The organism is Escherichia sp. F1 (assembly GCF_046764225.1).
GTDB lineage: Bacteria > Pseudomonadota > Gammaproteobacteria > Enterobacterales > Enterobacteriaceae > Escherichia > Escherichia coli.
This window is the reverse complement of sequence record NZ_CP177202.1, coordinates 1720928-1745952: the sequence shown is the minus strand read 5'-3', so window position 1 is coordinate 1745952 and position 25025 is coordinate 1720928. Positions and strand designations below refer to the sequence as shown.

General features: G+C 51.0%; 22 protein-coding genes. 14 read left to right on the top strand and 8 right to left on the bottom strand.

What is annotated here, in order from left to right; all coding sequences use genetic code 11:
- Positions 1–378: 378 nt before the first annotated feature.
- Genes fruA through fruB form a run of 3 tightly spaced genes read right to left on the bottom strand, consistent with a single transcriptional unit; the run spans position 379 to position 4155 of the window.
- Positions 379–2070, bottom strand: a complete 1692-nt coding sequence (gene fruA, locus ACK8NJ_RS08420) for a PTS fructose transporter subunit IIBC (RefSeq protein ID WP_000854453.1) — start codon at positions 2068–2070, stop codon at positions 379–381.
- 16 nt (positions 2071–2086) lie between these two features.
- Positions 2087–3025: a 1-phosphofructokinase gene (gene fruK / locus ACK8NJ_RS08415; RefSeq protein WP_000091263.1), complete on the bottom strand. Its 939-nt coding sequence runs from the start codon at positions 3023–3025 to the stop codon at positions 2087–2089.
- A complete protein-coding gene (fruB, locus tag ACK8NJ_RS08410; protein ID WP_000487246.1) occupies positions 3025–4155 on the bottom strand; it encodes a fused PTS fructose transporter subunit IIA/HPr protein in 1131 nt (376 codons plus the stop codon). The genes fruK and fruB overlap by 1 nt, the downstream gene beginning before the upstream one ends.
- A 367-nt stretch (positions 4156–4522) precedes the next feature.
- Between fruB and setB the strand changes: the two genes are divergently transcribed.
- The gene (gene setB, locus ACK8NJ_RS08405) at positions 4523–5704 is read left to right on the top strand and encodes a sugar efflux transporter SetB (protein ID WP_000551973.1); all 1182 of its coding nucleotides are present in this window, start codon (positions 4523–4525) and stop codon (positions 5702–5704) included.
- Here the strand turns inward: setB and ACK8NJ_RS08400 are convergent.
- Complete coding sequence (locus ACK8NJ_RS08400) at positions 5701–5955, bottom strand: YkgJ family cysteine cluster protein (protein WP_000389030.1); 255 nt, start codon at positions 5953–5955, stop codon at positions 5701–5703. The genes setB and ACK8NJ_RS08400 overlap by 4 nt on opposite strands.
- A gap of 154 nt (positions 5956–6109) precedes the next feature.
- On the opposite strand from ACK8NJ_RS08400, the gene yeiP reads away from it, so the two are divergent.
- The 10 genes from yeiP (at position 6110) to yejF (ending at position 18549) form a co-directional block, all read left to right on the top strand.
- Positions 6110–6682 carry an elongation factor P-like protein YeiP gene (gene yeiP / locus ACK8NJ_RS08395; RefSeq protein WP_001136827.1) on the top strand — a complete coding sequence of 191 codons (573 nt, stop codon included), beginning with the start codon at positions 6110–6112 and terminating at the stop codon, positions 6680–6682.
- Positions 6683–6904: 222 nt separating this feature from the next.
- Positions 6905–8371: a mannitol dehydrogenase family protein gene (locus tag ACK8NJ_RS08390; RefSeq protein ID WP_411962340.1), complete on the top strand. Its 1467-nt coding sequence runs from the start codon at positions 6905–6907 to the stop codon at positions 8369–8371.
- Positions 8372–8488: 117 nt separating this feature from the next.
- Positions 8489–9475 carry a zinc-binding GTPase YeiR gene (gene yeiR / locus ACK8NJ_RS08385; RefSeq protein WP_000198813.1) on the top strand — a complete coding sequence of 329 codons (987 nt, stop codon included), beginning with the start codon at positions 8489–8491 and terminating at the stop codon, positions 9473–9475.
- Between the two features lie 38 nt (positions 9476–9513).
- Complete coding sequence (gene lpxT, locus ACK8NJ_RS08380; RefSeq protein ID WP_001468970.1) at positions 9514–10227, top strand: Kdo(2)-lipid A phosphotransferase; 714 nt, start codon at positions 9514–9516, stop codon at positions 10225–10227.
- 411 nt (positions 10228–10638) lie between these two features.
- Positions 10639–11205: a bifunctional murein DD-endopeptidase/murein LD-carboxypeptidase gene (gene mepS / locus ACK8NJ_RS08375; RefSeq protein WP_000241011.1), complete on the top strand. Its 567-nt coding sequence runs from the start codon at positions 10639–10641 to the stop codon at positions 11203–11205.
- Positions 11206–11385: 180 nt separating this feature from the next.
- Positions 11386–12942, top strand: a complete 1557-nt coding sequence (locus ACK8NJ_RS08370) for a cyclic di-GMP phosphodiesterase (protein ID WP_000470598.1) — start codon at positions 11386–11388, stop codon at positions 12940–12942.
- Between the two features lie 81 nt (positions 12943–13023).
- The gene (locus ACK8NJ_RS08365; protein WP_001590365.1) at positions 13024–14838 is read left to right on the top strand and encodes an extracellular solute-binding protein; all 1815 of its coding nucleotides are present in this window, start codon (positions 13024–13026) and stop codon (positions 14836–14838) included.
- Positions 14839–15933: a microcin C ABC transporter permease YejB gene (locus tag ACK8NJ_RS08360; RefSeq protein ID WP_000501604.1), complete on the top strand. Its 1095-nt coding sequence runs from the start codon at positions 14839–14841 to the stop codon at positions 15931–15933.
- The gene (locus tag ACK8NJ_RS08355; RefSeq protein ID WP_000088901.1) at positions 15933–16958 is read left to right on the top strand and encodes an ABC transporter permease; all 1026 of its coding nucleotides are present in this window, start codon (positions 15933–15935) and stop codon (positions 16956–16958) included. The genes ACK8NJ_RS08360 and ACK8NJ_RS08355 overlap by 1 nt, the downstream gene beginning before the upstream one ends.
- Before the next feature lies 1 nt (position 16959).
- Positions 16960–18549, top strand: a complete 1590-nt coding sequence (gene yejF, locus ACK8NJ_RS08350; RefSeq protein ID WP_000194914.1) for a microcin C ABC transporter ATP-binding protein YejF — start codon at positions 16960–16962, stop codon at positions 18547–18549.
- Positions 18550–18552: 3 nt separating this feature from the next.
- On the opposite strand, the gene ACK8NJ_RS08345 is transcribed toward yejF, so the two are convergent.
- From ACK8NJ_RS08345 to rsuA, 3 genes are all read right to left on the bottom strand, one after another.
- Positions 18553–18897, bottom strand: coding sequence for a YejG family protein (locus ACK8NJ_RS08345; RefSeq protein ID WP_000202798.1), 345 nt, complete (start codon positions 18895–18897; stop codon positions 18553–18555).
- Positions 18898–19229: 332 nt separating this feature from the next.
- Positions 19230–20420, bottom strand: coding sequence for a multidrug efflux MFS transporter Bcr (gene bcr / locus ACK8NJ_RS08340; RefSeq protein WP_411962338.1), 1191 nt, complete (start codon positions 20418–20420; stop codon positions 19230–19232).
- Between the two features lie 27 nt (positions 20421–20447).
- Positions 20448–21143, bottom strand: a complete 696-nt coding sequence (gene rsuA, locus ACK8NJ_RS08335; protein ID WP_001234850.1) for a 16S rRNA pseudouridine(516) synthase RsuA — start codon at positions 21141–21143, stop codon at positions 20448–20450.
- A 149-nt stretch (positions 21144–21292) separates the two neighbouring features.
- On the opposite strand from rsuA, the gene ACK8NJ_RS08330 reads away from it, so the two are divergent.
- Both ACK8NJ_RS08330 and rplY read left to right on the top strand, forming a co-directional pair.
- Positions 21293–23053 carry a DEAD/DEAH box helicase gene (locus tag ACK8NJ_RS08330; RefSeq protein WP_328180728.1) on the top strand — a complete coding sequence of 587 codons (1761 nt, stop codon included), beginning with the start codon at positions 21293–21295 and terminating at the stop codon, positions 23051–23053.
- 124 nt (positions 23054–23177) lie between these two features.
- Entirely contained in the window at positions 23178–23462 is a 285-nt protein-coding gene (rplY, locus tag ACK8NJ_RS08325) for a 50S ribosomal protein L25 (protein WP_000494186.1), read from the top strand.
- Positions 23463–23600: 138 nt separating this feature from the next.
- Here rplY and yejK read toward each other — a convergent pair whose 3' ends face one another.
- On the bottom strand, positions 23601–24608 hold the full coding sequence (gene yejK / locus ACK8NJ_RS08320; protein ID WP_000050789.1) for a nucleoid-associated protein YejK: 1008 nt from the start codon (positions 24606–24608) through the stop codon (positions 23601–23603).
- A 181-nt stretch (positions 24609–24789) separates the two neighbouring features.
- Between yejK and ACK8NJ_RS08315 the strand changes: the two genes are divergently transcribed.
- Entirely contained in the window at positions 24790–25017 is a 228-nt protein-coding gene (locus ACK8NJ_RS08315; RefSeq protein ID WP_001135667.1) for a YejL family protein, read from the top strand.
- The last annotated feature ends 8 nt before the right edge of the window (positions 25018–25025 follow it).

Below are 25025 nucleotides of genomic sequence, written 5' to 3'. Positions count from 1 at the left end.
AATATTGATACTGCAAAGACGGTTTAAACATGTGTTCATATTTAAACATGTGCTCATAGTATGCATGTTTTACGTAAAGTAAATTACCGCCAGAGAGGCAAAATGGGCAGATTTGAGCAGGCTCACAAAACGCGATTAAATGCCTGAATTATAAAAACGGGGAATTTGTGACGGGATGCACAGAACAGGAACAATAAAAAAGGGCAGAAATTAATCTGCCATTGAGGAAATAACCTTAGTGTTTGATGAAGGTTTCAGGTTTCTACTAAAAGATAAAACCATTTAAATTCATAAAATTACATTCACAAACCGGTCATTCTCTTTGCGCGCATCAAATGTTACAGGGCAGGAAATTTCTGCCCTGTAACACACCTTTTATTACGCTGCTTTCGCTACTGCGTCCACTTCCGGACGTTTCAGGAAGGCATAGGCCAAACCCGCCACCAGCGTACCGGCAATAATGGCTACCAGGTAACCCAATACCGGCGTAATCGCGCCAGGGATCAGCAGAACAAACAGACCACCGTGCGGTGCCATCAGTTTCGCACCAATCGCCATTGAGATTGCGCCAGTCAGCGCCCCACCCACGATACAGCACGGCAGCACTCGCATCGGATCACGGGCAGCAAACGGAATTGCACCTTCCGAAATAAAGCACAGTCCCAGTACCAGAGCGGCTTTGCCACCTTCCTGCTGCGCCTTGTCGAATTTGCGACGCGCTACCATTGTTGCCAGACCCATTGCCAGCGGTGGCACCATACCTGCCGCCATAATCGCCGCCATCGGGCCATAGGTTTGAGTACTCAGCAGACCCACACCGAACGCGTACGCTGCTTTGTTTACCGGACCGCCCATGTCAGTACACATCATGCCACCGAGGATCGCCCCCAGCAGAACCGCATTCGCAGTCCCCATGGTCTGCAGCCAGTGAGTCAACCCTTCGAGAATGCCAGCAACCGGTTTACCGATCAGGTAGATCATCGCCAGACCGACCACCAGACTGGAAATTAGCGGAATGATCAGAATCGGTTTCAGCGCCTCCATACTCTGTGGCAGTTTCAATTGCGTACTGATTAACTTCGCAATGTAACCAGCCAGGAAGCCCGCAATAATACCGCCAATGAAGCCAGAACCGGTGCTGACCGCCAGCATACCGCCAATCAGACCCGGCGTGAGACCCGGACGATCGGCAATGGAAAAGGCAATATAACCCGCCAGTACCGGCACCATCAACGCAAAGGCTGAACCACCACCAATCTGCATCAGCGCCGCAGCCAACGTACCCGGCTCTTTAAACGCTTCGATACCAAAAGCAAAAGAAAGCGCGATACACAGACCACCGGCAACGACCATCGGCAGCATGTAAGAGACGCCCGTCAGCAAGTGACGGTAAGCGCCTGCACTCTCTTTCTTACCTTCAGTGGTCGCTGTTTGAGTTTTGCCCGCCGGTTCATACGGCGTTGCTTCAGCAACCGCTTTATCCAGTTCCTGCGCGGTTTTCTTCAGCGCCAGACCGGTAGAGGTACGATACATCGGTTTACCAGCAAATTTCGCCAGATCCACTTCGATATCTGCCGCCACAATCACCAGATCCGCTGCTGCGACTTCTTCGGGAGTGATTGCATTACCCGCGCCAACAGAACCACGGGTTTCAACTTTCACCCACCAGCCACGTTTTTTCGCTTCGGTTTCAATGGCTTCAGCCGCCATAAAGGTGTGTGCTACGCCAGTCGGGCAAGCAGTCACCGCAACTACGCGTTTCGGACCGCTGGCGGCAACCGGTGCTGTCGCAGCGACCGGCGCAGTGTAAGGTTTCGCATGGCCTTTGGCTTCACTCAGGAACAGCTCAGGGTGCGCAACTGCCCGGGAAATATCGCCCAGCCAGACATTTTTACCGTTCAGCGCGCTGTCGTTCGGGATGGAATCACCGAGAACAATCGCCATTTCAGCGTCGTTCGGATTGTCGATGATTTCCAGTTTTGCTTTTCGCGCCGCCGCGCCCAGCAGGGTCTTCGCCATATAGGCGCGTGCCTGACCGAGATTAGCGTCAATAATCAGCAGCGTTTTCATTATGCCTCTCCTGCTGTCAGTTAAAAGGTTGTAAGTCGACGCGCGCCATCATTGCGGCCAACTGCGGACGATCGGTAATACCCACATTGCTTTGACTTACCGCCAGGGCTGCAACAGCTGTCGCCAGACGCAGTGTGTGTTCACTGGATTCACGCATCAGCAAGCCATAAATCAGGCCACCAACCATAGAATCCCCTGCGCCAACGGTGCTTACGACATCGACTGACGGTGGTTTGGCGATCCATTCGCCGGAGGCATTAACCCAAAGCGCGCCTTCGGCACCCAGTGAAATAACGACATGCGCGATACCTTGTTCACGCAGCGCATGCGCAGCTTCAATCACATCTTTCATTTCAGGCAGTTTACGGCCTGCCCAGATTTCCAGCTCGCGGCGGTTAGGTTTCACCAGCCACGGTGCCGCTTTCAAACCTGCTACTAACGCTTCACGGCTACTATCAAAGATAATGCAAGGACACTGACTACGCAGGCGAGTCATCCAGTCGGTGAACGCTTCCGGGCTGACGCCTGACGGTAAGCTTCCGCTGACACAGACCATATCGAACTGACCGAGCCAGCTCAGAGAATCAGTCACAAAGCGTTCCCAGTCGGCGGGAGTGACTTCAAAACCCGAGAAGTTGAAGTCGGTCACTTCGCCGTCTTTTTCCGTCAGCTTAACGTTAATTCGGGTGCGCCCCTGTACAACCTGGAAACGGTTGGCAATGCCCAGCTCGCTGAACAGTTGCTGAAAACCATCCTGATTGTCTTTACCGAGGAAGCCACCAACGGTGACATCAATTCCCAGGTCTTTTAATACTTTGGCCACGTTGATGCCTTTACCCGCCGCATGCAGACCGGTGGTTTTCACCAGGTTCACTTCGCCGCGTTCAATTTCCGGGCAGAAACCAACAAGGTCATAAGCCGGATTAAGGGTGATAGTAGCAACACGTCTGCTCATTATGCGCCCTCCCCAAGACCAGCAGCGATAGCGTCGCCAATGGCTTTCAGCGCCTGTTCAGCATCTGCACCCTGGGCGGTAAAGCGTAGGCGATGACCTTTCTTAACGCCAAGTGCCACAACTTTCATCAGACTACGTCCGTTTGCCGGTTTGCCGGTGCCATCAAGGTTTGTCACGGTAATATCACTGTTAAATTGTTTAATGGTATTGACCAGCATGGTACCTGGACGAGCATGCAGGCCGTGTTCATTGCGCACCACAAACTCCGCGCTTAACACGTCGTCGGTCGGCGCATCATCGCTGGTCAGCAGCGCCAGCAACGTTGCCGCATCCGCTTTCAGCAAGCGGTCAGCTTTATTGTCGAGTAACAAATCAGCGAGACGCTTAAGAACCGCAATGGGCTGATCGTCATTCATCGCCACACTCACCAGCATGGCTGCCGTTTCGCCGTCCACATCAAAAGCATTTGCCGCACGGCTTACCGCAATCGCGCTACGCAGATTGCCTTCGGCGCTATCGCTCAGCCAGATACCCTGTCCGAGGTTCAGCGGTTGTTCATTGATAGCTTTGGTGACGAAAGTGGCGTCAACTGCCCCCGCCTCTTTCAGACGAGCAGCGTTCAGCGCCTGAAGAGTCAGCAGATCGCTGGCGACGATATCCAGCGTCAGCATTTCGTTGTCGAGCTTCAGCTGCTCACTCTGCTTTTCGCCCATCAGCAATGCGCGAAGTTCTTCTGCTGTTGTTGCTGACTTCAGTTGTTCAGCAACGGAATCATCGCTCAGTACGTGGGTCAGCTGGCGTAGCAGGCCCAAATGTTCATCCGAGCTGGCAGCAATACCGATCGCCACGTACGCTACCTGGCCGTCACCCCAGGTGACGCCTTCCGGGAACTGAAATACCTGAACGCCGGTTTTCAGCACCTGATCGCGGGTGTCGGTAGTGCCGTGTGGAATAGCAATACCATTGCCGAGGAACGTAGAGGTTTGCTGTTCGCGCGCCAGCATGCCATTGACGTAGCCTTCAGCTACATTACCGGCCTGCACCAGCGCCGCAGCGACCTGGCGAATAGCCTCTTCTTTGTCTCCGGCCTTTTCGCCCGGATGGATGTCCTGTACGGATAACTGGAACATAGTTCTCCTCTCTTGCTGAATTGAAACGATTCAGCCTCTATGAGAAAAAAAGCGCCAACCTGGCTTAGGGTTAAAGACAAGATCGCGCTGAAACGTTTCAAGAAAGCATAATACTTCTGTTTCAGCACGCAAGGAAAGCCGTAAAGTTATAAGCAAAAGTTTGATGTGCTGCACAATTTTTTGTCATTTTTCCTAATTGCTGATGGGAAAATCCGTTATCAGCAATTTCATTTCAGCAGCGTCAGCAGCCAATCAGCAACAGTGAAATGGCATTTTGATTATTCGTGGCGCTTTTGATTTCGCTGTCTGTTTATTTTCTGACAAGCAGCGTAAACTCCGCGTCTTCCTCTTCCAGTGATCGACCAGCATGCATAACTCCCCCGCAGTCTCCAGCGCGAAATCGTTTGACCTGACCTCGACGGCGTTTTTAATCGTTGCCTTTCTCACCGGTATTGCGGGCGCTCTGCAAACCCCGACACTCAGTATTTTTCTTACTGATGAAGTACATGCCCGCCCGGCGATGGTGGGATTCTTCTTTACCGGCAGCGCTGTCATTGGGATTCTGGTAAGTCAGTTTCTCGCCGGGCGCTCTGATAAGCGCGGCGATCGCAAATCGCTGATTGTCTTTTGCTGCCTGTTAGGCGTGCTGGCTTGCACTCTTTTTGCCTGGAATCGCAACTACTTTGTTTTGCTATTCGTTGGCGTCTTTCTTAGCAGCTTTGGCTCGACTGCTAACCCGCAAATGTTTGCCCTCGCCCGTGAACATGCTGACAAAACCGGACGTGAAGCGGTGATGTTCAGCTCTTTTTTACGCGCTCAGGTTTCACTGGCATGGGTCATTGGCCCGCCGCTGGCTTATGCCTTAGCGATGGGTTTCAGCTTTACGGTAATGTATCTGAGCGCAGCAGTAGCGTTTATTGTTTGCGGCGTGATGGTGTGGCTGTTTTTACCGTCGATGCAAAAAGAGCTTCCGCTGGCGACCGGCACGGTTGAAGCGCCGCGCCGTAACCGTCGCGATACGCTGCTGCTGTTTGTCATTTGTACATTGATGTGGGGCTCGAACAGTCTGTACATCATCAACATGCCGCTATTTATAATCAACGAACTGCATCTTCCCGAGAAACTGGCAGGCGTGATGATGGGGACCGCCGCCGGGCTGGAAATCCCGACCATGTTGATTGCCGGATATTTTGCCAAACGTCTGGGTAAGCGCTTCTTAATGCGCGTTGCTGCCGTGGGTGGCGTCTGTTTTTACGCAGGAATGCTGATGGCGCATTCACCTGCCATTCTGTTGGGCTTGCAGCTGCTAAATGCTATTTTTATTGGCATTCTGGGCGGCATCGGGATGCTCTATTTTCAGGATTTGATGCCCGGTCAGGCAGGTTCAGCCACCACGCTCTATACCAACACTTCGCGCGTGGGCTGGATCATCGCAGGATCAGTGGCGGGCATCGTCGCCGAGATCTGGAATTATCACGCTGTGTTCTGGTTTGCGATGGTGATGATTATCGCCACTCTGTTTTGCTTACTGCGGATTAAAGATGTTTAAGGCGCAGTCAGCATTTCCAGATCGATAAGCCAGGTCATTGCCTGCTGACGCGAGTTACCGCACATTTCAGCGCTGGCTTGTAAGCCTGCACAGACTTTCGGCCGCAGTGGCGAGGTGAAAATTTTACAGCGTTGCTGTTCATCAAGCTGAATGCAGGGCGTATTGGCGGGCTTGCCATCTGGCATACCGGGAATAGGGCTGGAAATTGAAGGGGCGGTGCAACACGCCCCGCAACCCGGACGGCATTCCATACGTTGTTCTCTTAAGGTTAACCACCGGATTGATGAGCGCGCACAGTACCACCTTTTTTGCACCAGCAAAAGTGCGAATACCACTTGCCCGAAAGGCCCGTCGCGAGTACTTTGTCGCGATATTTTTGACATTTTCGACTACAGGAATTTTTCGATGCCAAGAGCGAACGAAATTAAAAAAGGTATGGTACTGAATTACAACGGCAAACTGCTGCTGGTTAAGGACATTGATATTCAGTCGCCCACTGCCCGCGGTGCCGCTACGCTGTACAAAATGCGTTTTTCTGATGTCCGTACCGGGCTGAAAGTAGAAGAGCGTTTCAAAGGTGATGATATCGTTGACACCGTGACGCTGACCCGCCGTTACGTTGACTTCTCCTATGTCGATGGCAACGAATATGTCTTTATGGATAAAGAAGACTATACCCCGTATACCTTCACCAAAGATCAGATTGAAGAAGAGTTGCTGTTTATGCCTGAGGGCGGCATGCCGGACATGCAGGTGCTGACCTGGGACGGTCAACTGCTGGCGCTTGAGCTGCCGCAGACCGTTGATCTGGAAATCGTTGAAACCGCACCAGGCATCAAAGGGGCATCTGCCAGCGCCCGTAACAAACCGGCGACATTGAGCACTGGTCTGGTGATTCAGGTACCAGAATACTTAAGCCCGGGCGAAAAAATTCGTATCCATATCGAAGAACGCCGTTATATGGGTCGTGCTGACTAACTTCAGCCGCATGCAGAAAAGGGATAGCTCAGGCTGTCCCTTTTTTAATTTATTATACCAATCTTCTATTTTGCGCTTCCTGAACACCTTACGTCCTCAATTTTCACTCGTTGATTGATCGCCCTCACACTTCATTGCATTAACAATCCAGACCAATTTCAATTGCTGTCATATAACTTTACACTGTCATTGTTAATCAATCGTTACTAAGACGTGACTCCTATGAATACAATCGCCTCCGCTACGCTCCCGCATCATGTACACGCTCCACGCTACGATCGCCAGCAGTTGCAATCACGTATCGTTCATTTTGGCTTTGGAGCCTTTCACCGCGCTCATCAGGCGTTACTGACCGATCGTGTATTGAATGCCCAGGGCAGCGACTGGGGGATCTGTGAGATCAGCTTGTTCAGCGGCGATCAACTGATGAGCCAGCTCCGCGCACAGAACCATTTATATACCGTGCTGGAGAAAGGTGCGGACGGCAATCAGGCGATAATTGTCGGTGCCGTTCACGAATGCCTGAATGCAAAACTGGATTCCTTAGCGGCAATTATTGAGAAATTTTGCGAGCCACAGGTGGCAATTGTTTCCCTGACGATTACCGAAAAAGGCTATTGTATTGACCCAGCCACCGGTGCACTCGACACCAGCAATCCGCGGATTAGTCACGATCTTCAAAATCCTGAAGAACCTCACTCCGCGCCGGGTATTCTCGTCGAAGCACTGAAACGCCGCCGTGAACGCGGCCTTACACCGTTTACCGTGCTCTCCTGCGACAATATTCCCGACAATGGCCATGTGGTGAAAAACGCGGTGCTGGGAATGGCAGAAAAACGTTCGCCAGAACTCGCCGGGTGGATAAAAGAACACGTCAGTTTTCCGGGAACCATGGTCGACCGTATTGTTCCGGCTGCAACCGACGAATCACTGGCGGAAATCAGCCAGCATCTGGGGGTGAATGATCCCTGCGCGATTAGCTGCGAACCGTTTATCCAGTGGGTGGTGGAAGATAACTTCGTCGCTGGGCGTCCTGCCTGGGAAGTCGCAGGTGTACAAATGGTGAATGATGTCCTGCCATGGGAAGAGATGAAACTGCGGATGCTTAATGGCAGCCACTCTTTTCTCGCTTATCTGGGTTACCTCTCAGGATTCGCGCACATCAGTGATTGCATGCAGGATCGCGCATTTCGCCATGCCGCCAGAGCATTAATGCTGGATGAGCAAGCGCCGACACTGCGAATTAAAGATGTCGATTTAACACAATATGCGGATAAGTTAATTGCACGTTTTGCTAACCCGGCGCTGAAACATAAGACCTGGCAAATCGCGATGGATGGTAGCCAGAAATTACCGCAACGCATGCTGGCAGGTATTCGCATACATCTGGGGCGCGAAACGGACTGGTCGATGCTGGCATTAGGCGTTGCAGGCTGGATGCGTTACGTCAGCGGCGTTGATGATGCCGGAAATGCCATTGATGTTCGCGATCCGCTTAGCGATAAAATTCGCGAACTTGTTGCGGGCAGCAGCAGTGAACAACGCGTCACCGCCCTGCTTTCCCTGCGTGAAGTTTTCGGTGATGATCTGCCAGATAACCCGCATTTTGTGCAGGCCATCGAACAAGCCTGGCAACAAATCGCACAATTCGGCGCGCATCAGGCGCTATTAAACACCCTCAAAATTTAACGATTTCTGCGGTTAAAGCGGATGAAGCTCGCCTTCGTCCGCTCCCCCCTTCTCTTTTCTGCCTTTTTTAGCCAGGATTAACGCTCAGTTAACTTTTAAGAGTATTGCGGAGCCGTTGTGACCAGGACCAACCTCATCACCGGTTTTCTCGGCAGCGGGAAAACCACGTCGATTCTTCATCTGTTAGCCCATAAAGATCCCAACGAAAAATGGGCGGTACTGGTTAATGAATTTGGGGAAGTCGGAATTGATGGTGCTTTGCTCGCCGATAGCGGCGCATTGTTGAAAGAGATCCCCGGCGGCTGCATGTGCTGCGTTAATGGTTTACCCATGCAGGTAGGATTGAATACCTTACTGCGTCAGGGAAAACCAGACCGCTTGTTGATAGAGCCGACCGGACTGGGGCATCCGAAACAGATCCTAGATCTCTTAACCGCACCAGTCTATGAACCGTGGATAGATCTACGCGCCACGTTGTGCATTCTCGATCCACGCCTGCTGCTGGACGAAAAAAGCGCCAGCAATGAAAACTTCCGTGACCAGCTGGCTGCCGCAGACATTATTGTCGCCAATAAATCCGACCGTGCGACGCCCGAAAGTGAGCAAGCGCTACAGCGTTGGTGGCAGCAAAATGGTGGCGATCGGCAATTGATTCACAGCGAGCATGGGAAAATTGACGGTCATCTTCTGGATTTGCCGCGTCGCAATTTAGCCGAGTTGCCCGCCAGCGCCGCGCATTCTCATCAGCATGTCGTGAAAAAAGGGTTAGCAGCGTTAAGCCTGCCAGAGCATCAACGCTGGCGTCGCAGTCTGAACAGCGGACAAGGGCATCAGGCCTGTGGCTGGATATTCGACGCTGATACGGTATTCGACACCATTGGCATTCTGGAATGGGCGCGACTTGCACCGGTGGAACGCGTCAAAGGCGTGATGCGTATTCCCGAAGGGCTGGTGCGAATCAACCGTCAGGGCGATGACCTGCACATTGAAACGCAAAACGTTGCGCCACCGGACAGTCGTATTGAGCTGATTTCCAGCAGCGAAGCTGACTGGAATGCCTTGCAGAGCGCGCTGTTGAAGCTTCGTTTAGCGACTACCGCGTAAGGTTGCCTGCGTTTTTCAGTAAGATAATTAGAGAAAATATGATTAAAAATTTGCCGCAAATAGTGTTGTTGAATATTGTCGGCCTCGCGCTGTTTCTTTCCTGGTATATACCCGTTAATCATGGATTCTGGTTGCCGATTGATGCGGATATTTTTTATTTTTTTAATCAGAAACTGGTCGAAAGTAAGGCCTTTTTGTGGCTGGTTGCATTGACCAACAATCGCGCTTTCGACGGTTGTTCACTGCTGGCGATGGGAATGTTGATGCTGAGTTTCTGGCTGAAAGAAAACGCCCCAGGCAGACGACGTATCGTGATTATTGGTCTGGTCATGCTATTAACTGCAGTGGCATTAAACCAGCTGGGTCAGGCATTAATTCCTGTAAAACGGGCCAGCCCAACATTGACTTTTACCGATATTAACCGCGTCAGCGAACTGCTCTCTGTTCCCACTAAAGATGCCTCACGAGATAGCTTTCCCGGCGATCATGGTATGATGCTGCTTATTTTTTCGGCATTCATGTGGCGTTATTTCGGCAAAGTTGCAGGCCTTATCGCCCTTATTATTTTTGTGGTTTTTGCGTTTCCCAGAGTAATGATTGGCGCACACTGGTTTACTGACATCATTGTCGGTTCGATGACCGTGATATTGATCGGTTTGCCCTGGGTGTTGCTGACGCCATTAAGTGATCGATTAATCACCTTTTTTGACAAATCACTACCGGGAAAAAACAAACATTTCCAAAACAAATAACTCACAGTAATTAACATCATCAGGGTTATTTTTATAGTGAGGATAATCCTGATGATGCGCACCGTGCTTTCATCCATCGCGCGCAAAAATCATTCTCTAAGTAAATGAATGGATTGCATGCGTTTCACTCAATCGTACTTTAATTGACCAATCCCGTTTATTAACTTTCTGTATCACTTTTTCTTATAAAAAATCATGTAAAACCGCTCGCCAAGACCGCACCAATCGGGTAATCTCGAACTCGTTTTGCCTCGGCGGTAGATTATCCTCACAGCATATAATTTTGTGCGTTAGTCCACAGATTTGGCCTTAAGGAATTGTTTCAACATGCCCAGGTAATTAGTCTCGTGTCGCTTGGCATTTTTTTATAACGATATTTGTCGTTAAGGACTTCAAGGGAAAACAAACAACATGGTCAAATCTCAACCGATTTTGAGATATATCTTGCGCGGGATTCCCGCGATTGCAGTAGCGGTTCTGCTTTCTGCATGTAGTGCAAATAACACCGCAAAGAATATGCATCCTGAGACACGTGCAGTGGGTAGTGAAACATCATCACTGCAAGCTTCTCAGGATGAATTTGAAAACCTGGTTCGTAATGTCGACGTAAAATCGCGAATTATGGATCAGTATGCTGACTGGAAAGGCGTACGCTATCGTCTGGGCGGCAGCACTAAAAAAGGTATCGATTGTTCTGGTTTCGTACAGCGTACATTCCGTGAGCAATTTGGCTTAGAACTTCCGCGTTCGACTTACGAACAGCAGGAAATGGGTAAATCTGTTTCCCGCAGTAATTTGCGTACGGGTGATTTAGTTCTGTTCCGTGCCGGTTCAACAGGACGCCATGTCGGTATTTATATCGGCAACAATCAGTTTGTCCATGCTTCCACCAGCAGTGGTGTTATTATTTCCAGCATGAATGAACCGTACTGGAAGAAGCGTTACAACGAAGCACGCCGGGTTCTCAGCCGCAGCTAATAAACCGTTTGGATGCAATCCCTTGGCTATCCTGACGAGTTAACTGAAAGCACTGCTTAGGCAGTGCTTTTTTGTTTTCATTCATCAGAGAAAATGATGTTTCCGCGTCTTGATCCAGGCTATAGTCCGGTCATTGTTATCTTTTAAATGTTGTCGTAATTTCAGGAAATTAACGGAATCATGTTCATACGCGCTCCCAATTCTGGACGTAAGCTCCTGCTTACCTGCATTGTTGCAGGCGTGATGATTGCGATACTGGTGAGCTGCCTTCAGTTTTTAGTGGCCTGGCATAAGCACGAAGTCAAATACGACACACTGATTACCGACGTACAAAAGTATCTCGATACCTATTTTGCCGACCTGAAATCCACTACTGACCGGCTCCAGCCGCTGACCTTAGATACCTGCCAGCAGGCTAACCCCGAACTGACTGCCCGCGCGGCGTTTAGCATGAATGTCCGTACGTTTGTGCTGGTGAAAGATAAAAAAACATTCTGTTCATCTGCGACCGGTGAGATGGACATTCCACTCAATGAATTGATTCCGGCGCTCGACATTAATAAAAACGTCGATATGGCGATCTTACCCGGCACGCCGATGGTGCCGAACAAACCCGCAATCGTCATCTGGTATCGCAACCCTTTGCTGAAAAATAGCGGCGTGTTTGCCGCGCTGAATCTCAATCTGACGCCTTCACTCTTCTATAGCTCACGGCAGGAAGATTACGATGGTGTCGCCCTCATTATTGGTAATACTGCGCTATCTACCTTTTCGTCACGTTTGATGAATGTTAATGAATTAACCGACATGCCGGTCCGTGAAACTAAAATTGCGGGCATTCCTCTGACCGTTCGGCTTTATGCAGATGACTGGACATGGAACGATGTGTGGTACGCATTTTTACTGGGCGGCATGAGTGGAACTGTCGTTGGCCTGCTCTGCTATTACCTGATGAGCGTACGTATGCGCCCCGGCAGAGAAATCATGACCGCCATCAAGCGCGAACAATTTTACGTGGCGTATCAACCGGTGGTGGATACACAATCTTTGCGAGTAACGGGCCTGGAAGTACTACTACGCTGGCGGCATCCTGTCGCGGGAGAAATACCCCCGGATGCCTTCATTAACTTTGCCGAATCGCAAAAGATGATTGTGCCACTGACTCAGCACCTGTTTGAGTTGATTGCCCGCGATGCCGCAGAATTAGAAAAAGTACTGCCGGTAGGCGTCAAATTTGGCATTAACATTGCGCCGGACCATCTGCACAGCGAAAGCTTTAAAGCAGATATCCAGAAACTGCTCACTTCCCTACCCGCGCACCACTTCCAGATTGTGCTGGAAATTACCGAGCGCGATATGCTGAAAGAGCAAGAAGCCACGCAACTCTTTGCCTGGCTACACTCGGTCGGCATAGAAATTGCTATTGATGACTTCGGTACCGGGCACAGCGCGCTTATCTACCTTGAGCGTTTTACGCTCGATTATCTGAAAATTGACCGTGGATTTATCAACGCCATCGGTACGGAAACGATCACTTCACCCGTACTTGACGCGGTGCTGACGCTGGCGAAACGTCTCAATATGCTTACGGTTGCTGAAGGGGTCGAAACGCCGGAACAGGCGCGATGGCTAAGCGAACGCGGCGTTAATTTCATGCAAGGCTACTGGATTAGTCGCCCGTTACCGCTGGACGATTTTGTCCGCTGGCTGAAGAAACCGTATACGCCGCAGTGGTAAGGTGTGCTTACGTCCCTTATTATTCATAGTGAAAGCATGCCGGATTGCGGCTAATGATGAGTAAAAGGAAATCCGTTGCAGATGATTGTGCGCATACTGCTGCTGTTTATCGCTCTGTTCACCTTCGGTGCGCAGGCGCAGGCTATCAAGGAAAGCTATGCCTTTGCCGTGCTGGGCGAACCCCGGTACGCGTTTAATTTCAACCATTTTGATTATGTGAACCCCGCCGCACCAAAAGGTGGGCAGATAACGTTGTCAGCCCTCGGTACCTTCGATAATTTCAACCGCTATGCGCTGCGCGGCAACCCGGGCGCACGCACCGAGCAGCTGTACGACACGCTATTTACGACTTCCGATGACGAACCAGGCAGTTATTACCCGCTGATTGCTGAAAGTGCACGCTATGCTGACGATTATTCCTGGGTGGAGGTCGCTATTAATCCGCTCGCCCGTTTTCATGATGGTTCGCCCATTACTGCCCGCGATGTAGAGTTTACTTTTCAAAAATTTATGACCGAAGGCGTGCCGCAATTTCGTCTGGTCTACAAAGGCACCACCGTCAAAGCCATTGCGCCGTTAACCGTGCGCATTGAGTTAGCTAAACCCGGCAAAGAAGATATGCTGAGTCTGTTTTCGCTGCCGGTCTTTCCAGAAAAGTACTGGAAGGATCACAAACTTAGCGACCCGCTCGCCACGCCTCCGCTTGCCAGTGGTCCGTACCGAATTACGTCCTGGAAAATGGGGCAAAATATTGTCTATTCCCGCGTGAAAGATTACTGGGCAGCAAACTTACCAGTAAACCGTGGACGCTGGAATTTCGACACCATTCGCTACGATTATTACCTCGATGATAATGTCGCCTTTGAAGCGTTTAAAGCCGGTGCCTTTGATTTGCGTATGGAAAACGACGCCAAAAACTGGGCCACGCGCTATACCGGTAAAAATTTCGATAAGAAATACATCATCAAAGATGAGCAAAAGAACGAATCAGCCCAGGATACGCGCTGGCTGGCGTTTAATATCCAACGTCCGGTATTCAGCGATCGCCGGGTGCGGGAAGCGATCACTCTCGCCTTTGACTTTGAATGGATGAACAAAGCGTTGTTTTACAATGCCTGGAGTCGCACGAACAGTTATTTTCAGAATACCGAATACGCGGCCAGAAATTACCCCGACGCCGCGGAGCTGGTGCTTCTGGCACCAATGAAAAAAGATCTACCGCCAGAAGTCTTCACACAAATCTACCAGCCGCCGGTATCCAAAGGCGATGGCTACGATCGTGACAACCTGTTAAAAGCCGACAAACTTCTCAACGAAGCGGGCTGGGTGCTGAAGGGTCAGCAACGCGTAAATGCCACAACGGGTCAGCCGCTCAGCTTTGAGTTATTGCTACCTTCGAGCAGCAATAGTCAGTGGGTATTGCCGTTCCAGCACAGCCTGCAACGGCTGGGTATCAACATGGACATTCGCAAAGTGGATAACTCGCAAATCACCAACCGCATGCGCAGTCGCGACTATGACATGATGCCGCGCGTATGGCGGGCGATGCCGTGGCCCAGTTCCGATTTACAGATATCCTGGTCATCGGAATATATCAATTCCACTTATAATGCCCCCGGCGTGCAAAGCCCGGTTATCGACTCGCTGATCAACCAAATTATTGCCGCGCAGGGAAATAAAGAAAAATTACTGCCGTTGGGGCGAGCACTGGATCGCGTATTAACGTGGAATTATTACATGCTGCCAATGTGGTATATGGCGGAAGACCGTCTCGCCTGGTGGGATAAATTCTCTCAACCCGCAGTGCGCCCTGTTTACAGCCTGGGTATCGATACCTGGTGGTATGACGTTAATAAAGCGGCCAAACTGCCGTCAGCCAGACAACAGGGAGAGTAGATGGGCGCTTATCTGATTCGCCGTCTGTTGCTGGTGATCCCAACGTTATGGGCGATTATCACTATCAACTTTTTCATCGTGCAAATTGCGCCTGGCGGTCCGGTCGACCAGGCTATCGCCGCCATTGAGTTTGGTAATGCCGGAGTATTACCCGGCGCAGGCGGTGAAGGTGTTCGCGCCAGCCATGCGCAAACGGGCGTCGGCAATATCAGCGACAGTAATTACCGTGGTGGACGCGGATTAGATCCAGAAGTGATCGCCGAGATCACTCATCGCTACGGTTTCGATAAGCCGATCCACGAACGTTACTTCAAAATGCTCTGGGACTACATCCGCTTTGATTTTGGCGATAGCCTGTTTCGCAGCGCCTCAGTGCTGACGCTGATTAAAGACAGTCTGCCGGTTTCCATCACCCTCGGATTGTGGAGCACACTGATTATCTATCTGGTGTCGATTCCGTTAGGCATTCGCAAAGCTGTTTATAATGGTAGCCGCTTTGACGTCTGGAGTAGTGCATTTATCATCATCGGCTACGCCATTCCGGCCTTTTTGTTTGCCATCCTGCTGATTGTCTTCTTCGCGGGAGGCAGCTATTTCGACCTGTTCCCTCTGCGCGGCCTGGTTTCCGCTAACTTTGATTCGCTGCCGTGGTATCAGAAAATCACCGATTATCTGTGGCATATCACGCTGCCGGTGCTGGCGACAGTGATTGGCGGCTTTGCGGCGCTGACCATGCTGACAAAAAACTCATTCCTTGATGAAGTGCGCAAGCAATACGTGGTGACCGCCCGTGCGAAAGGGGTAAGTGAAAAAAATATTCTCTGGAAACATGTGTTCCGCAACGCCATGCTGCTGGTGATTGCCGGTTTTCCGGCGACGTTTATCAGCATGTTTTTTACCGGCTCGCTGCTGATTGAAGTAATGTTTTCGCTCAATGGTCTTGGCTTACTGGGCTACGAAGCGACCGTCTCGCGCGATTATCCTGTAATGTTTGGTACTTTGTATATTTTCACCCTGATTGGCCTGCTGCTGAATATTGTCAGTGATATCAGCTATACGCTGGTCGATCCGCGTATAGATTTTGAGGGACGTTAATGTCGCGACTCAGCCCCGTCAATCAGGCCCGTTGGGCGCGTTTTCGTCATAACCGTCGCGGCTACTGGTCGTTATGGATTTTCCTCGTTTTGTTTGGTTTGAGTTTGTGTTCTGAACTGATCGCCAACGATAAACCGTTGCTGGTGCGTTATGACGGCAGTTGGTATTTCCCGTTGTTGAAAAACTACAGCGAAAGCGATTTTGGCGGCCCGCTGGCAAGCCAGGCTGATTATCAGGACCCGTGGCTGAAACAGCGGTTGGAAGATAAAGGCTGGGTACTGTGGGCACCGATTCGCTTTGGCGCTACCAGTATCAACTTTTCTACCGACAAGCCCTTCCCCTCCCCACCCTCCCGGCAAAACTGGCTGGGAACGGATGCCAATGGCGGCGATGTGCTGGCGCGCATTCTCTATGGCACGCGGATCTCAGTTCTGTTTGGCCTGATGCTGACCCTCTGCTCCAGCGTGATGGGCGTGCTGGCGGGGGCGCTACAAGGCTATTACGGCGGTAAAGTCGATCTCTGGGGGCAACGTTTTATTGAAGTATGGTCGGGGATGCCGACGCTGTTTTTGATTATTTTACTTTCCAGCGTCGTACAGCCTAACTTCTGGTGGCTGTTGGCAATTACCGTCTTGTTTGGTTGGATGAGTCTGGTCGGCGTGGTGCGGGCGGAGTTTTTACGTACCCGTAATTTCGACTACATCCGCGCGGCGCAGGCGCTTGGCGTCAGCGATCGCAGTATCATCCTGCGTCATATGTTGCCAAATGCCATGGTCGCTACCCTCACTTTTTTACCGTTTATTTTATGTAGTTCGATCACCACCCTGACCTCGCTCGATTTCCTCGGCTTCGGTCTGCCGCTCGGTTCACCGTCACTCGGTGAACTGCTGTTACAAGGGAAAAATAACCTTCAGGCCCCGTGGCTTGGGATCACCGCCTTCTTGTCGGTGGCGATATTGTTGTCTTTGCTGATCTTTATTGGTGAAGCCGTCCGCGACGCATTTGATCCTAATAAGGCGGTGTAGCATGACGCAAACTCTGTTAGCGATTGAAAATTTGTCGGTGGGTTTTCGCCATCAGCAAACCGTACGCACAGTAGTCAATGATGTTTCACTACAGATTGAGGCTGGCGAAACGCTGGCGCTGGTGGGTGAGTCTGGTTCAGGTAAGAGCGTTACCGCGCTGTCAATTTTACGCCTGCTCCCTTCCCCGCCGGTTGAATATCTCTCCGGCGATATTCGTTTTCATGGCGAATCGCTGCTTCATGCCAGCGATCAAACGTTGCGCGGTGTACGCGGTAATAAGATCGCCATGATTTTTCAGGAGCCGATGGTGTCATTAAATCCATTGCATACCCTGGAAAAACAGCTTTATGAAGTGCTTTCACTCCACCGCGGGATGCGTCGGGAAGCGGCTCGTGGCGAAATTCTTAACTGCCTTGATCGCGTCGGTATCCGCCAGGCGGCAAAACGGCTGACAGATTATCCGCATCAGCTCTCCGGCGGCGAACGCCAGCGGGTGATGATTGCGATGGCGCTGTTAACGCGACCGGAATTATTAATTGCCGATGAACCAACCACCGCACTGGACGTCTCTGTCCAGGCGCAGATTTTACAGCTGTTGCGCGAACTGCAAGGCGAGCTGAATATGGGTATGCTGTTTATTACTCATAACCTCAGCATTGTCAGAAAACTGGCCCATCGCGTGGCGGTAATGCAAAACGGTCGCTGTGTCGAGCAAAATAACGCCGCTACGCTATTTGCCTCACCCACTCATCCTTACACACAAAAGCTACTCAACAGTGAACCGTCAGGCGACCCGGTACCATTGCCAGAACCTGCCTCAACGTTGCTGGATGTTGAACAGCTTCAGGTTGCCTTCCCCATTCGCAAAGGGATTTTGAAGCGCATTGTGGATCATAATGTGGTGGTGAAAAACATCAGTTTTACGCTACGAGCGGGTGAAACACTGGGTTTAGTAGGCGAGTCAGGTTCCGGGAAAAGCACGACGGGACTGGCGCTGCTGCGACTGATTAACTCTCAGGGCAGCATTATCTTTGACGGTCAGCCACTGCAAAATTTAAATCGTCGCCAGCTGTTACCTATTCGTCATCGCATTCAGGTGGTATTTCAGGATCCAAACTCCTCGCTCAACCCACGACTCAACGTTTTGCAGATTATTGAGGAAGGCTTACGGGTTCACCAGCCGACGCTTTCTGCCGCACAACGCGAACAACAAGTGATAGCCGTGATGCATGAAGTGGGATTAGATCCTGAAACACGCCACCGTTATCCGGCGGAGTTCTCTGGTGGTCAGCGGCAACGTATTGCGATTGCCAGGGCGTTAATTCTTAAGCCCTCGCTGATCATTCTTGATGAACCAACATCATCGCTCGACAAAACGGTACAGGCGCAAATATTGACGCTATTGAAATCATTGCAACAAAAGCATCAACTGGCCTATTTGTTTATCAGCCACGATTTGCACGTTGTCCGCGCGTTATGTCATCAGGTTATCGTACTGCGACAAGGGGAAGTAGTGGAACAAGGACCGTGCGCGCGCGTGTTTGCCGCACCGCAGCAGGAGTATACGCGTCAGCTACTGGCGTTGAGCTGACGCTTAAAAAGGATTGTAGTTTGAGAAGGGTTCGGCAATTGCCACACCAAAATTTTTCAATCGGCATGTTGCTGCAAACTCGTCCTGGCGATTTACAAACAGGCACGGCTCACCTTCACACTCCAGCACCGAACATGGAACTTCGATGTCGCTTAACGCCTGGCTTAGTTTGTACATCACCGACCATGCATTATCACCATCCGGGCTAAGCAATTTAAGCGCCACCAGGCTGTTGTCACCGCACGGTCCATTTTGCGGAATCGGTTCAACCTTCGAACCTGCGAAACCAGCAGACCAGCGATAGTTCTGCGGCAGTCGATGGACGATTGAGAGTTGTAATGAAGTCACTTATTTTCCCCGGAAGCACATTTACTTCACAATTTATTTACATCAATTTTAACACATCATCAACAATCCGTCTTTATACAGATCGTAAAGATTGATGCCTCGCCTGCGTGGCCTCTATGGCTCTGATTTAAATAATATCTGCAGGCGTGGTCACGTTTGCGGGGCTATATGTACCCGTTTCTGCGATCTAACTCAACCTTTTTAACTACAATGATGTGACTTTTTACATAAATTGATTTTACATAAAATAAACATATATCGGGGGAATGATAGATTTGTGGTTGACATGCATCAACAAAGGAAGCCTTTTAGCTTCCTCGTTGTGCAATAGATCACCGTTTTTTCGGCCGACTGGCGTACAGACAGAAGAGAATGGAGCTGGTTGCGCAGAATGCAATTGACCAAATCATCGGCCATGCAGAGTTAAAGGTCGCAAGAGAAAGCAATGCGCCAACAATTGCCCCTATGCCGAAACGGAAGGTTCCTGCCAGCGAAGATGCCGTTCCCGCCATATGGGGAAACTCATCAAGAATGACCGCCATCGCATTAGATGACACCATCGACACGCAGCCCACAAACGCCGCAACGCCAACCACCAGCGACCAGAATCCCAGCCCCAGCAGCGCACTGATGACCATCCACGCCGCCATAATAAACTGTATCCACAACCCCGAGCGGAACATATTTAACGCGCCAATTCGGCGGACGAAGCGGCTGTTAAAGATGGTCATCACGAACAGGAAAACAATGTTTAGCGCAAAGTAATAACCAAAGTTTTCCGGAGCGACGTGGTTAATTTCAATATAGACAAACGGTCCGGCGCTCAGGAACGAGAACATCCCGGCAAAGCTGCAACCGCTGGCCAGCATATAACTCAGGACACGCTTATGACGGAACAGCGCCGCAAAGTTACCAATAGTGGTACGAATGTGAAAAGGCTGGCGACGCTCCGGTGGTAAGGTTTCTTTGATCAGAAAGAAGATCATTGCCGAAGCCAGAATCGCCGCCACGGCGAGGATCCAGAAGATGTAATGCCAGCTCAGCCACACCAGTACCCAGCCGCCAACTATCGGTGCCATCAGCGGTGCAATGGTCGTCACCAGCATGACAAACGACATCATCCGCGAGAACTCTTCTTTCGGGTAGATATCACGCATTAAAGCGTTGATAACCACGCTGGCCGCAGCAGCCGCCAGTCCGTGGAAGAAACGCATCACAATCAGCTGCTCGATAGTTTGTGCCAACGCACACGCCACCGCGGCGGCGGCAAACACCAGCGTACCGCCAAGAACCACCGGCTTACGCCCGAAGCTGTCTGCCATCGGCCCGTAGATTAACTGCCCCAACGCAAAGCCCAGAATATAAGTACTGAGGGTCATCTGCGTACTGCCCGCCGGTACGCCAAACTGAGCTGAAATTACCGGTAGCGCAGGCAGATACATATCAATCGACAGCGGCATCAACATGGCCAGCAGGCCAAGGATAAAAACAATAGCAAACGACGAATGCTGTCGGGTGGTCACAACGGGCTCCTGAAAGTCATTGAAAAGTTAGACGACGCTGGCAATTTCTTCTTCAGTTAACGGACGATATTCACCGGGGGCTAAATCAGCATCCAGCGTAATGCCGCCAATACGTTCACGATGCAGCTCAACCACATGGTTACCCACGGCGGCGAACATACGTTTCACCTGATGATAACGCCCTTCGCTGATGGTCAGACGAACCTGCGTTGGGGTAATCACTTCCAGCACCGCCGGCTTAGTGAGATCTTTTTCGTTATGCAGCTGCACGCCTTTAGCAAATTGCTCTGCCGTATCGTCAGCTACGGGTGATTCCAGCGTCACCAGATAGGTCTTCTCGCAATGATGGCGCGGGGAAGTAATGCGGTGCGACCACTGACCATCATCTGTCATTAGTACCAGACCGGTGGTATCGATATCCAGACGCCCTGCGGCGTGCAGTTTCCACGCTACCGGTTCATCCAGAAAATAGAGCACCGTTGGGTGATCCGGGTCGTCCGTGGAGCAAACATAGCCCTGAGGCTTATTGAGCATGAAGTAACGTGGACCGTGTTGCTGCGCCAGCGGGTTGCCATCGTAAGCGACATCATGTTCAGGGAGCAGTTTGAACGCTGCATTACGGACGATTTCGCCATCGACCGTGACACGATTGCCGCGGATTTCACGCCCGGCAATAGCACGGCTAACGCCGAGTTGCTGTGCGATAAATTTATCAAGTCGCATGTGTGTGATTTTGCCTGTAAAAAACGGAGGTCGGGTAATGACCCGAAAATCTGAACTGTTGTCTGCCCAGTATAGCGGTCTAATAACTTCCCTCAAGGGAAAAAGATCCGTGGCATACTATTAGCAGAATAATCTACCTACGCGAGACCATGATTTTTACACTCCGCCCATATCAGCAAGAAGCCGTGGATGCCACGCTCAACCATTTTCGTCGTCATAAAACCCCTGCCGTCATCGTGCTGCCCACCGGTGCAGGTAAAAGCCTGGTGATAGCGGAACTGGCGCGGCTGGCTCGTGGTCGCGTGCTGGTGCTGGCACACGTTAAAGAACTGGTGGCGCAAAACCATGCAAAATATCAGGCGCTGGGGCTGGAAGCCGATATTTTTGCCGCCGGGCTAAAGCGCAAAGAGAGCCACGGTAAAGTGGTATTTGGCAGCGTGCAGTCGGTCGCCCGTAATCTTGATGCCTTTCAGGGTGAATTCTCGCTGTTGATTGTCGATGAATGTCACCGTATTGGTGACGATGAAGAGAGCCAGTATCAGCAAATCCTCACTCACCTGACCAAAGTGAATCCCCACTTACGCCTGCTGGGGCTGACTGCCACGCCTTTTCGACTGGGCAAAGGCTGGATTTATCAGTTCCATTATCACGGCATGGTACGCGGGGATGAGAAAGCCCTTTTCCGTGACTGCATTTATGAGCTGCCGCTGCGTTATATGATTAAACACGGCTATCTGACGCCGCCAGAACGGCTGGATATGCCGGTAGTGCAATACGATTTCAGCCGCTTGCAGGCACAGAGTAACGGGCTTTTCAGCGAAGCCGATCTCAACCGCGAGCTGAAAAAACAGCAACGTATTACCCCGCACATCATCAGCCAGATTATGGAGTTCGCCGAAAAGCGTAAAGGAGTGATGATTTTCGCCGCCACCGTTGAACACGCCAAGGAGATAGTGGGACTGCTGCCTGCCGAAGATGCAGCACTGATTACTGGCGACACACCCGGCGCTGAGCGCGATGTGTTAATTGAAGATTTTAAAGCCCAGTGTTTTCGCTATCTGGTCAACGTCGCGGTACTGACCACCGGATTTGACGCCCCGCACGTCGATCTTATCGCCATTCTGCGCCCTACCGAATCAGTGAGTCTTTACCAACAAATTGTCGGGCGCGGTCTGCGTCTCGCTCCTGGCAAGACTGATTGCTTAATTCTTGATTATGCGGGTAATCCTCACGATCTCTACGCGCCGGAAGTTGGTACACCGAAAGGCAAAAGTGACAACGTCCCGGTACAAGTTTTCTGCCCTGCCTGCGGTTTTGCCAACACCTTTTGGGGGAAAACGACCGCCGACGGGACATTGATTGAACACTTTGGTCGTCGTTGTCAGGGATGGTTTGAAGATGACGACGGTCATCGCGAACAATGTGACTTCCGTTTCCGTTTTAAAAATTGCCCGCAATGTAACGCGGAAAACGATATTGCCGCCCGCCGCTGCCGCGAATGTGACACCGTACTGGTTGATCCGGATGATATGTTAAAAGCGGCGCTACGACTGAAAGACGCGCTGGTATTACGCTGTAGCGGCATGTCTTTGCAGCATGGGCACGACGAGAAAGGCGAATGGTTGAAAATCACCTATTACGATGAAGACGGCGCGGATGTGAGTGAGCGTTTCCGTCTGCAAACGCCCGCCCAGCGTACCGCCTTCGAGCAGCTTTTTATCCGCCCGCATACGCGCACACCGGGCATCCCTCTGCGCTGGATCACCGCCGCTGATATCCTCGCCCAGCAAGCATTACTGCGACACCCGGATTTTGTCGTCGCCCGCATGAAAGGTCAGTACTGGCAAGTGCGTGAAAAAGTGTTCGATTACGAAGGTCGTTTTCGTCGGGCGCACGAATTACGCGGTTAATGGTAGTTTTGATTGATGTATAAGGCGATTGAGTATAGAATCTCGCCCGCTTTTGCATACGCAAAGCAGATCACTTACCTGTTGCTGGGTCGCCTGTAGCAGGATTAATTTAAGAGAGAAAGAAATGTTTACTATCAACGCAGAAGTACGTAAAGAGCAGGGTAAGGGTGCGAGCCGCCGCCTGCGTGCCGCTAACAAGTTCCCGGCAATCATCTACGGTGGCAAAGAAGCGCCGCTGGCTGTCGAACTGGATCACGACAAAGTCATGAACATGCAAGTTAAAGCTGAATTCTACAGCGAAGTTCTGACCATCGTTGTTGACGGTAAAGAAATCAAAGTTAAAGCTCAGGACGTACAGCGTCACCCGTACAAACCGAAGCTGCTGCACATCGACTTCGTTCGCGCTTAATTGCTGAATAAGTTGTAAAAAACCCCGCTCCGGCGGGGTTTTTTGTCTCTGCAAATTATGCCTGATTACGGTATTGCTATTTTTTGCAGGCCAGATAAGGCGTTCACGCCGCATCTGGCATTCAGATCACAAAACCGATTAATTGCCGCCGGACGTCCGGCGCTGCAATTGATCGCGCAGGTTCGGCGGCGTGCCTTTAATGGTCAGGGTATCGGTTGCTGGATCCCAGAAGATGCGTTCACCTAACAGCATCGCATCAAAGTTAATAGTCAAGCCACCGCCGCTACCGGCAAACTTCGTCAACTGACGCAGTGTGCTACGGTCTGCCGGGAAGCTCTCTTCCAGTTCGTAGCCTTTTTCAGCCGCAAACTCCGTGAAGCTCACTTCGCTGACGCCTGCCAGCTCTTTCGACAGCGATTCCAGTTCAATCTCTTCACCTGCCTGTAGCTGCTCATTACAGTAGCTATAAACCTGCTGGCGCACGTTCTGTCGCTCTGCTTTATCCAGTTGTGCTTCGGCAGTGAAATCATCGACCGCTTGCAACAGCCCACGGTTTTGCGCTTTCGCGTTTAACCCTTCGCTGGCACCGAGGAAATCCATAAAGAAATCTGCCACTTTGCGCCCTACTCGCCCTTTCAGGAAAGTGAGATAGCGGGTCGACTCTGGATTGGTTTCCCATTCGGTTAAATCGATACGCGCAACAATATCTGCATGATTGATATCAAGATAATGGGTTGGGTTGATGTCGAGATTTTCGTTAACGCGCATACTGCTCAGGTTGCTCAGGACTGCCACCAGCAGATACTCCACCGCCAGATAGCGATAGTGGCAAAACAGCACGAATCCACCGTCAGCAAAAGGATATTTCGCTAATTCGTCACGCAGGCGACCGGTTGCCGCGCGGCTAAATGCCAGAAAGTCCTCTTCGCCCTGACGCTGTAAGCGCAGCGTCTGCGCCAGTTCACTCTCTTCGCTAAACAAGCCGTAAGCTTTATTTTTGGCGCTATAGACCCGATGCAGTTCTGCCACCATCTCAACGACGGTTTCTGTCGGTTCCAGCAATGAATCGCGCAACACCAGCTCAAGGTTCTGCTCATCACGCTTGATAAGCTGGTGCAGAGCAATCTGGTTGATATCCAGACTCATGATAAACTCTCCTTTAAGACCGGGCGGTATTCAACCACCGCCGGTTAAGCGACGCAATAAAAGATGGCGGTCATTTTACAGAAGGCGGCGTAACGAGAATGATTTAACGCATAAAAAAGCAGAAAAAAAACCGTTGCTACGGTAATATGTTGCCCTTTCATCAACTAACTGATTTCGATTTATGCCACAAATTTCCCGCTACAGTGATGAACAGGTTGAACAATTGCTCGCAGAGCTGCTCAACGTACTGGAAAAACATAAGGCTCCGACCGACCTTTCCCTGATGGTGTTAGGCAACATGGTCACTAACCTTATCAACACCAGCATTGCCCCGGCCCAACGCCAGGCAATTGCCAACTCTTTTGCCCGCGCCTTACAGTCCTCTATCAACGAAGACAAAGCGCACTAAGGGAAACA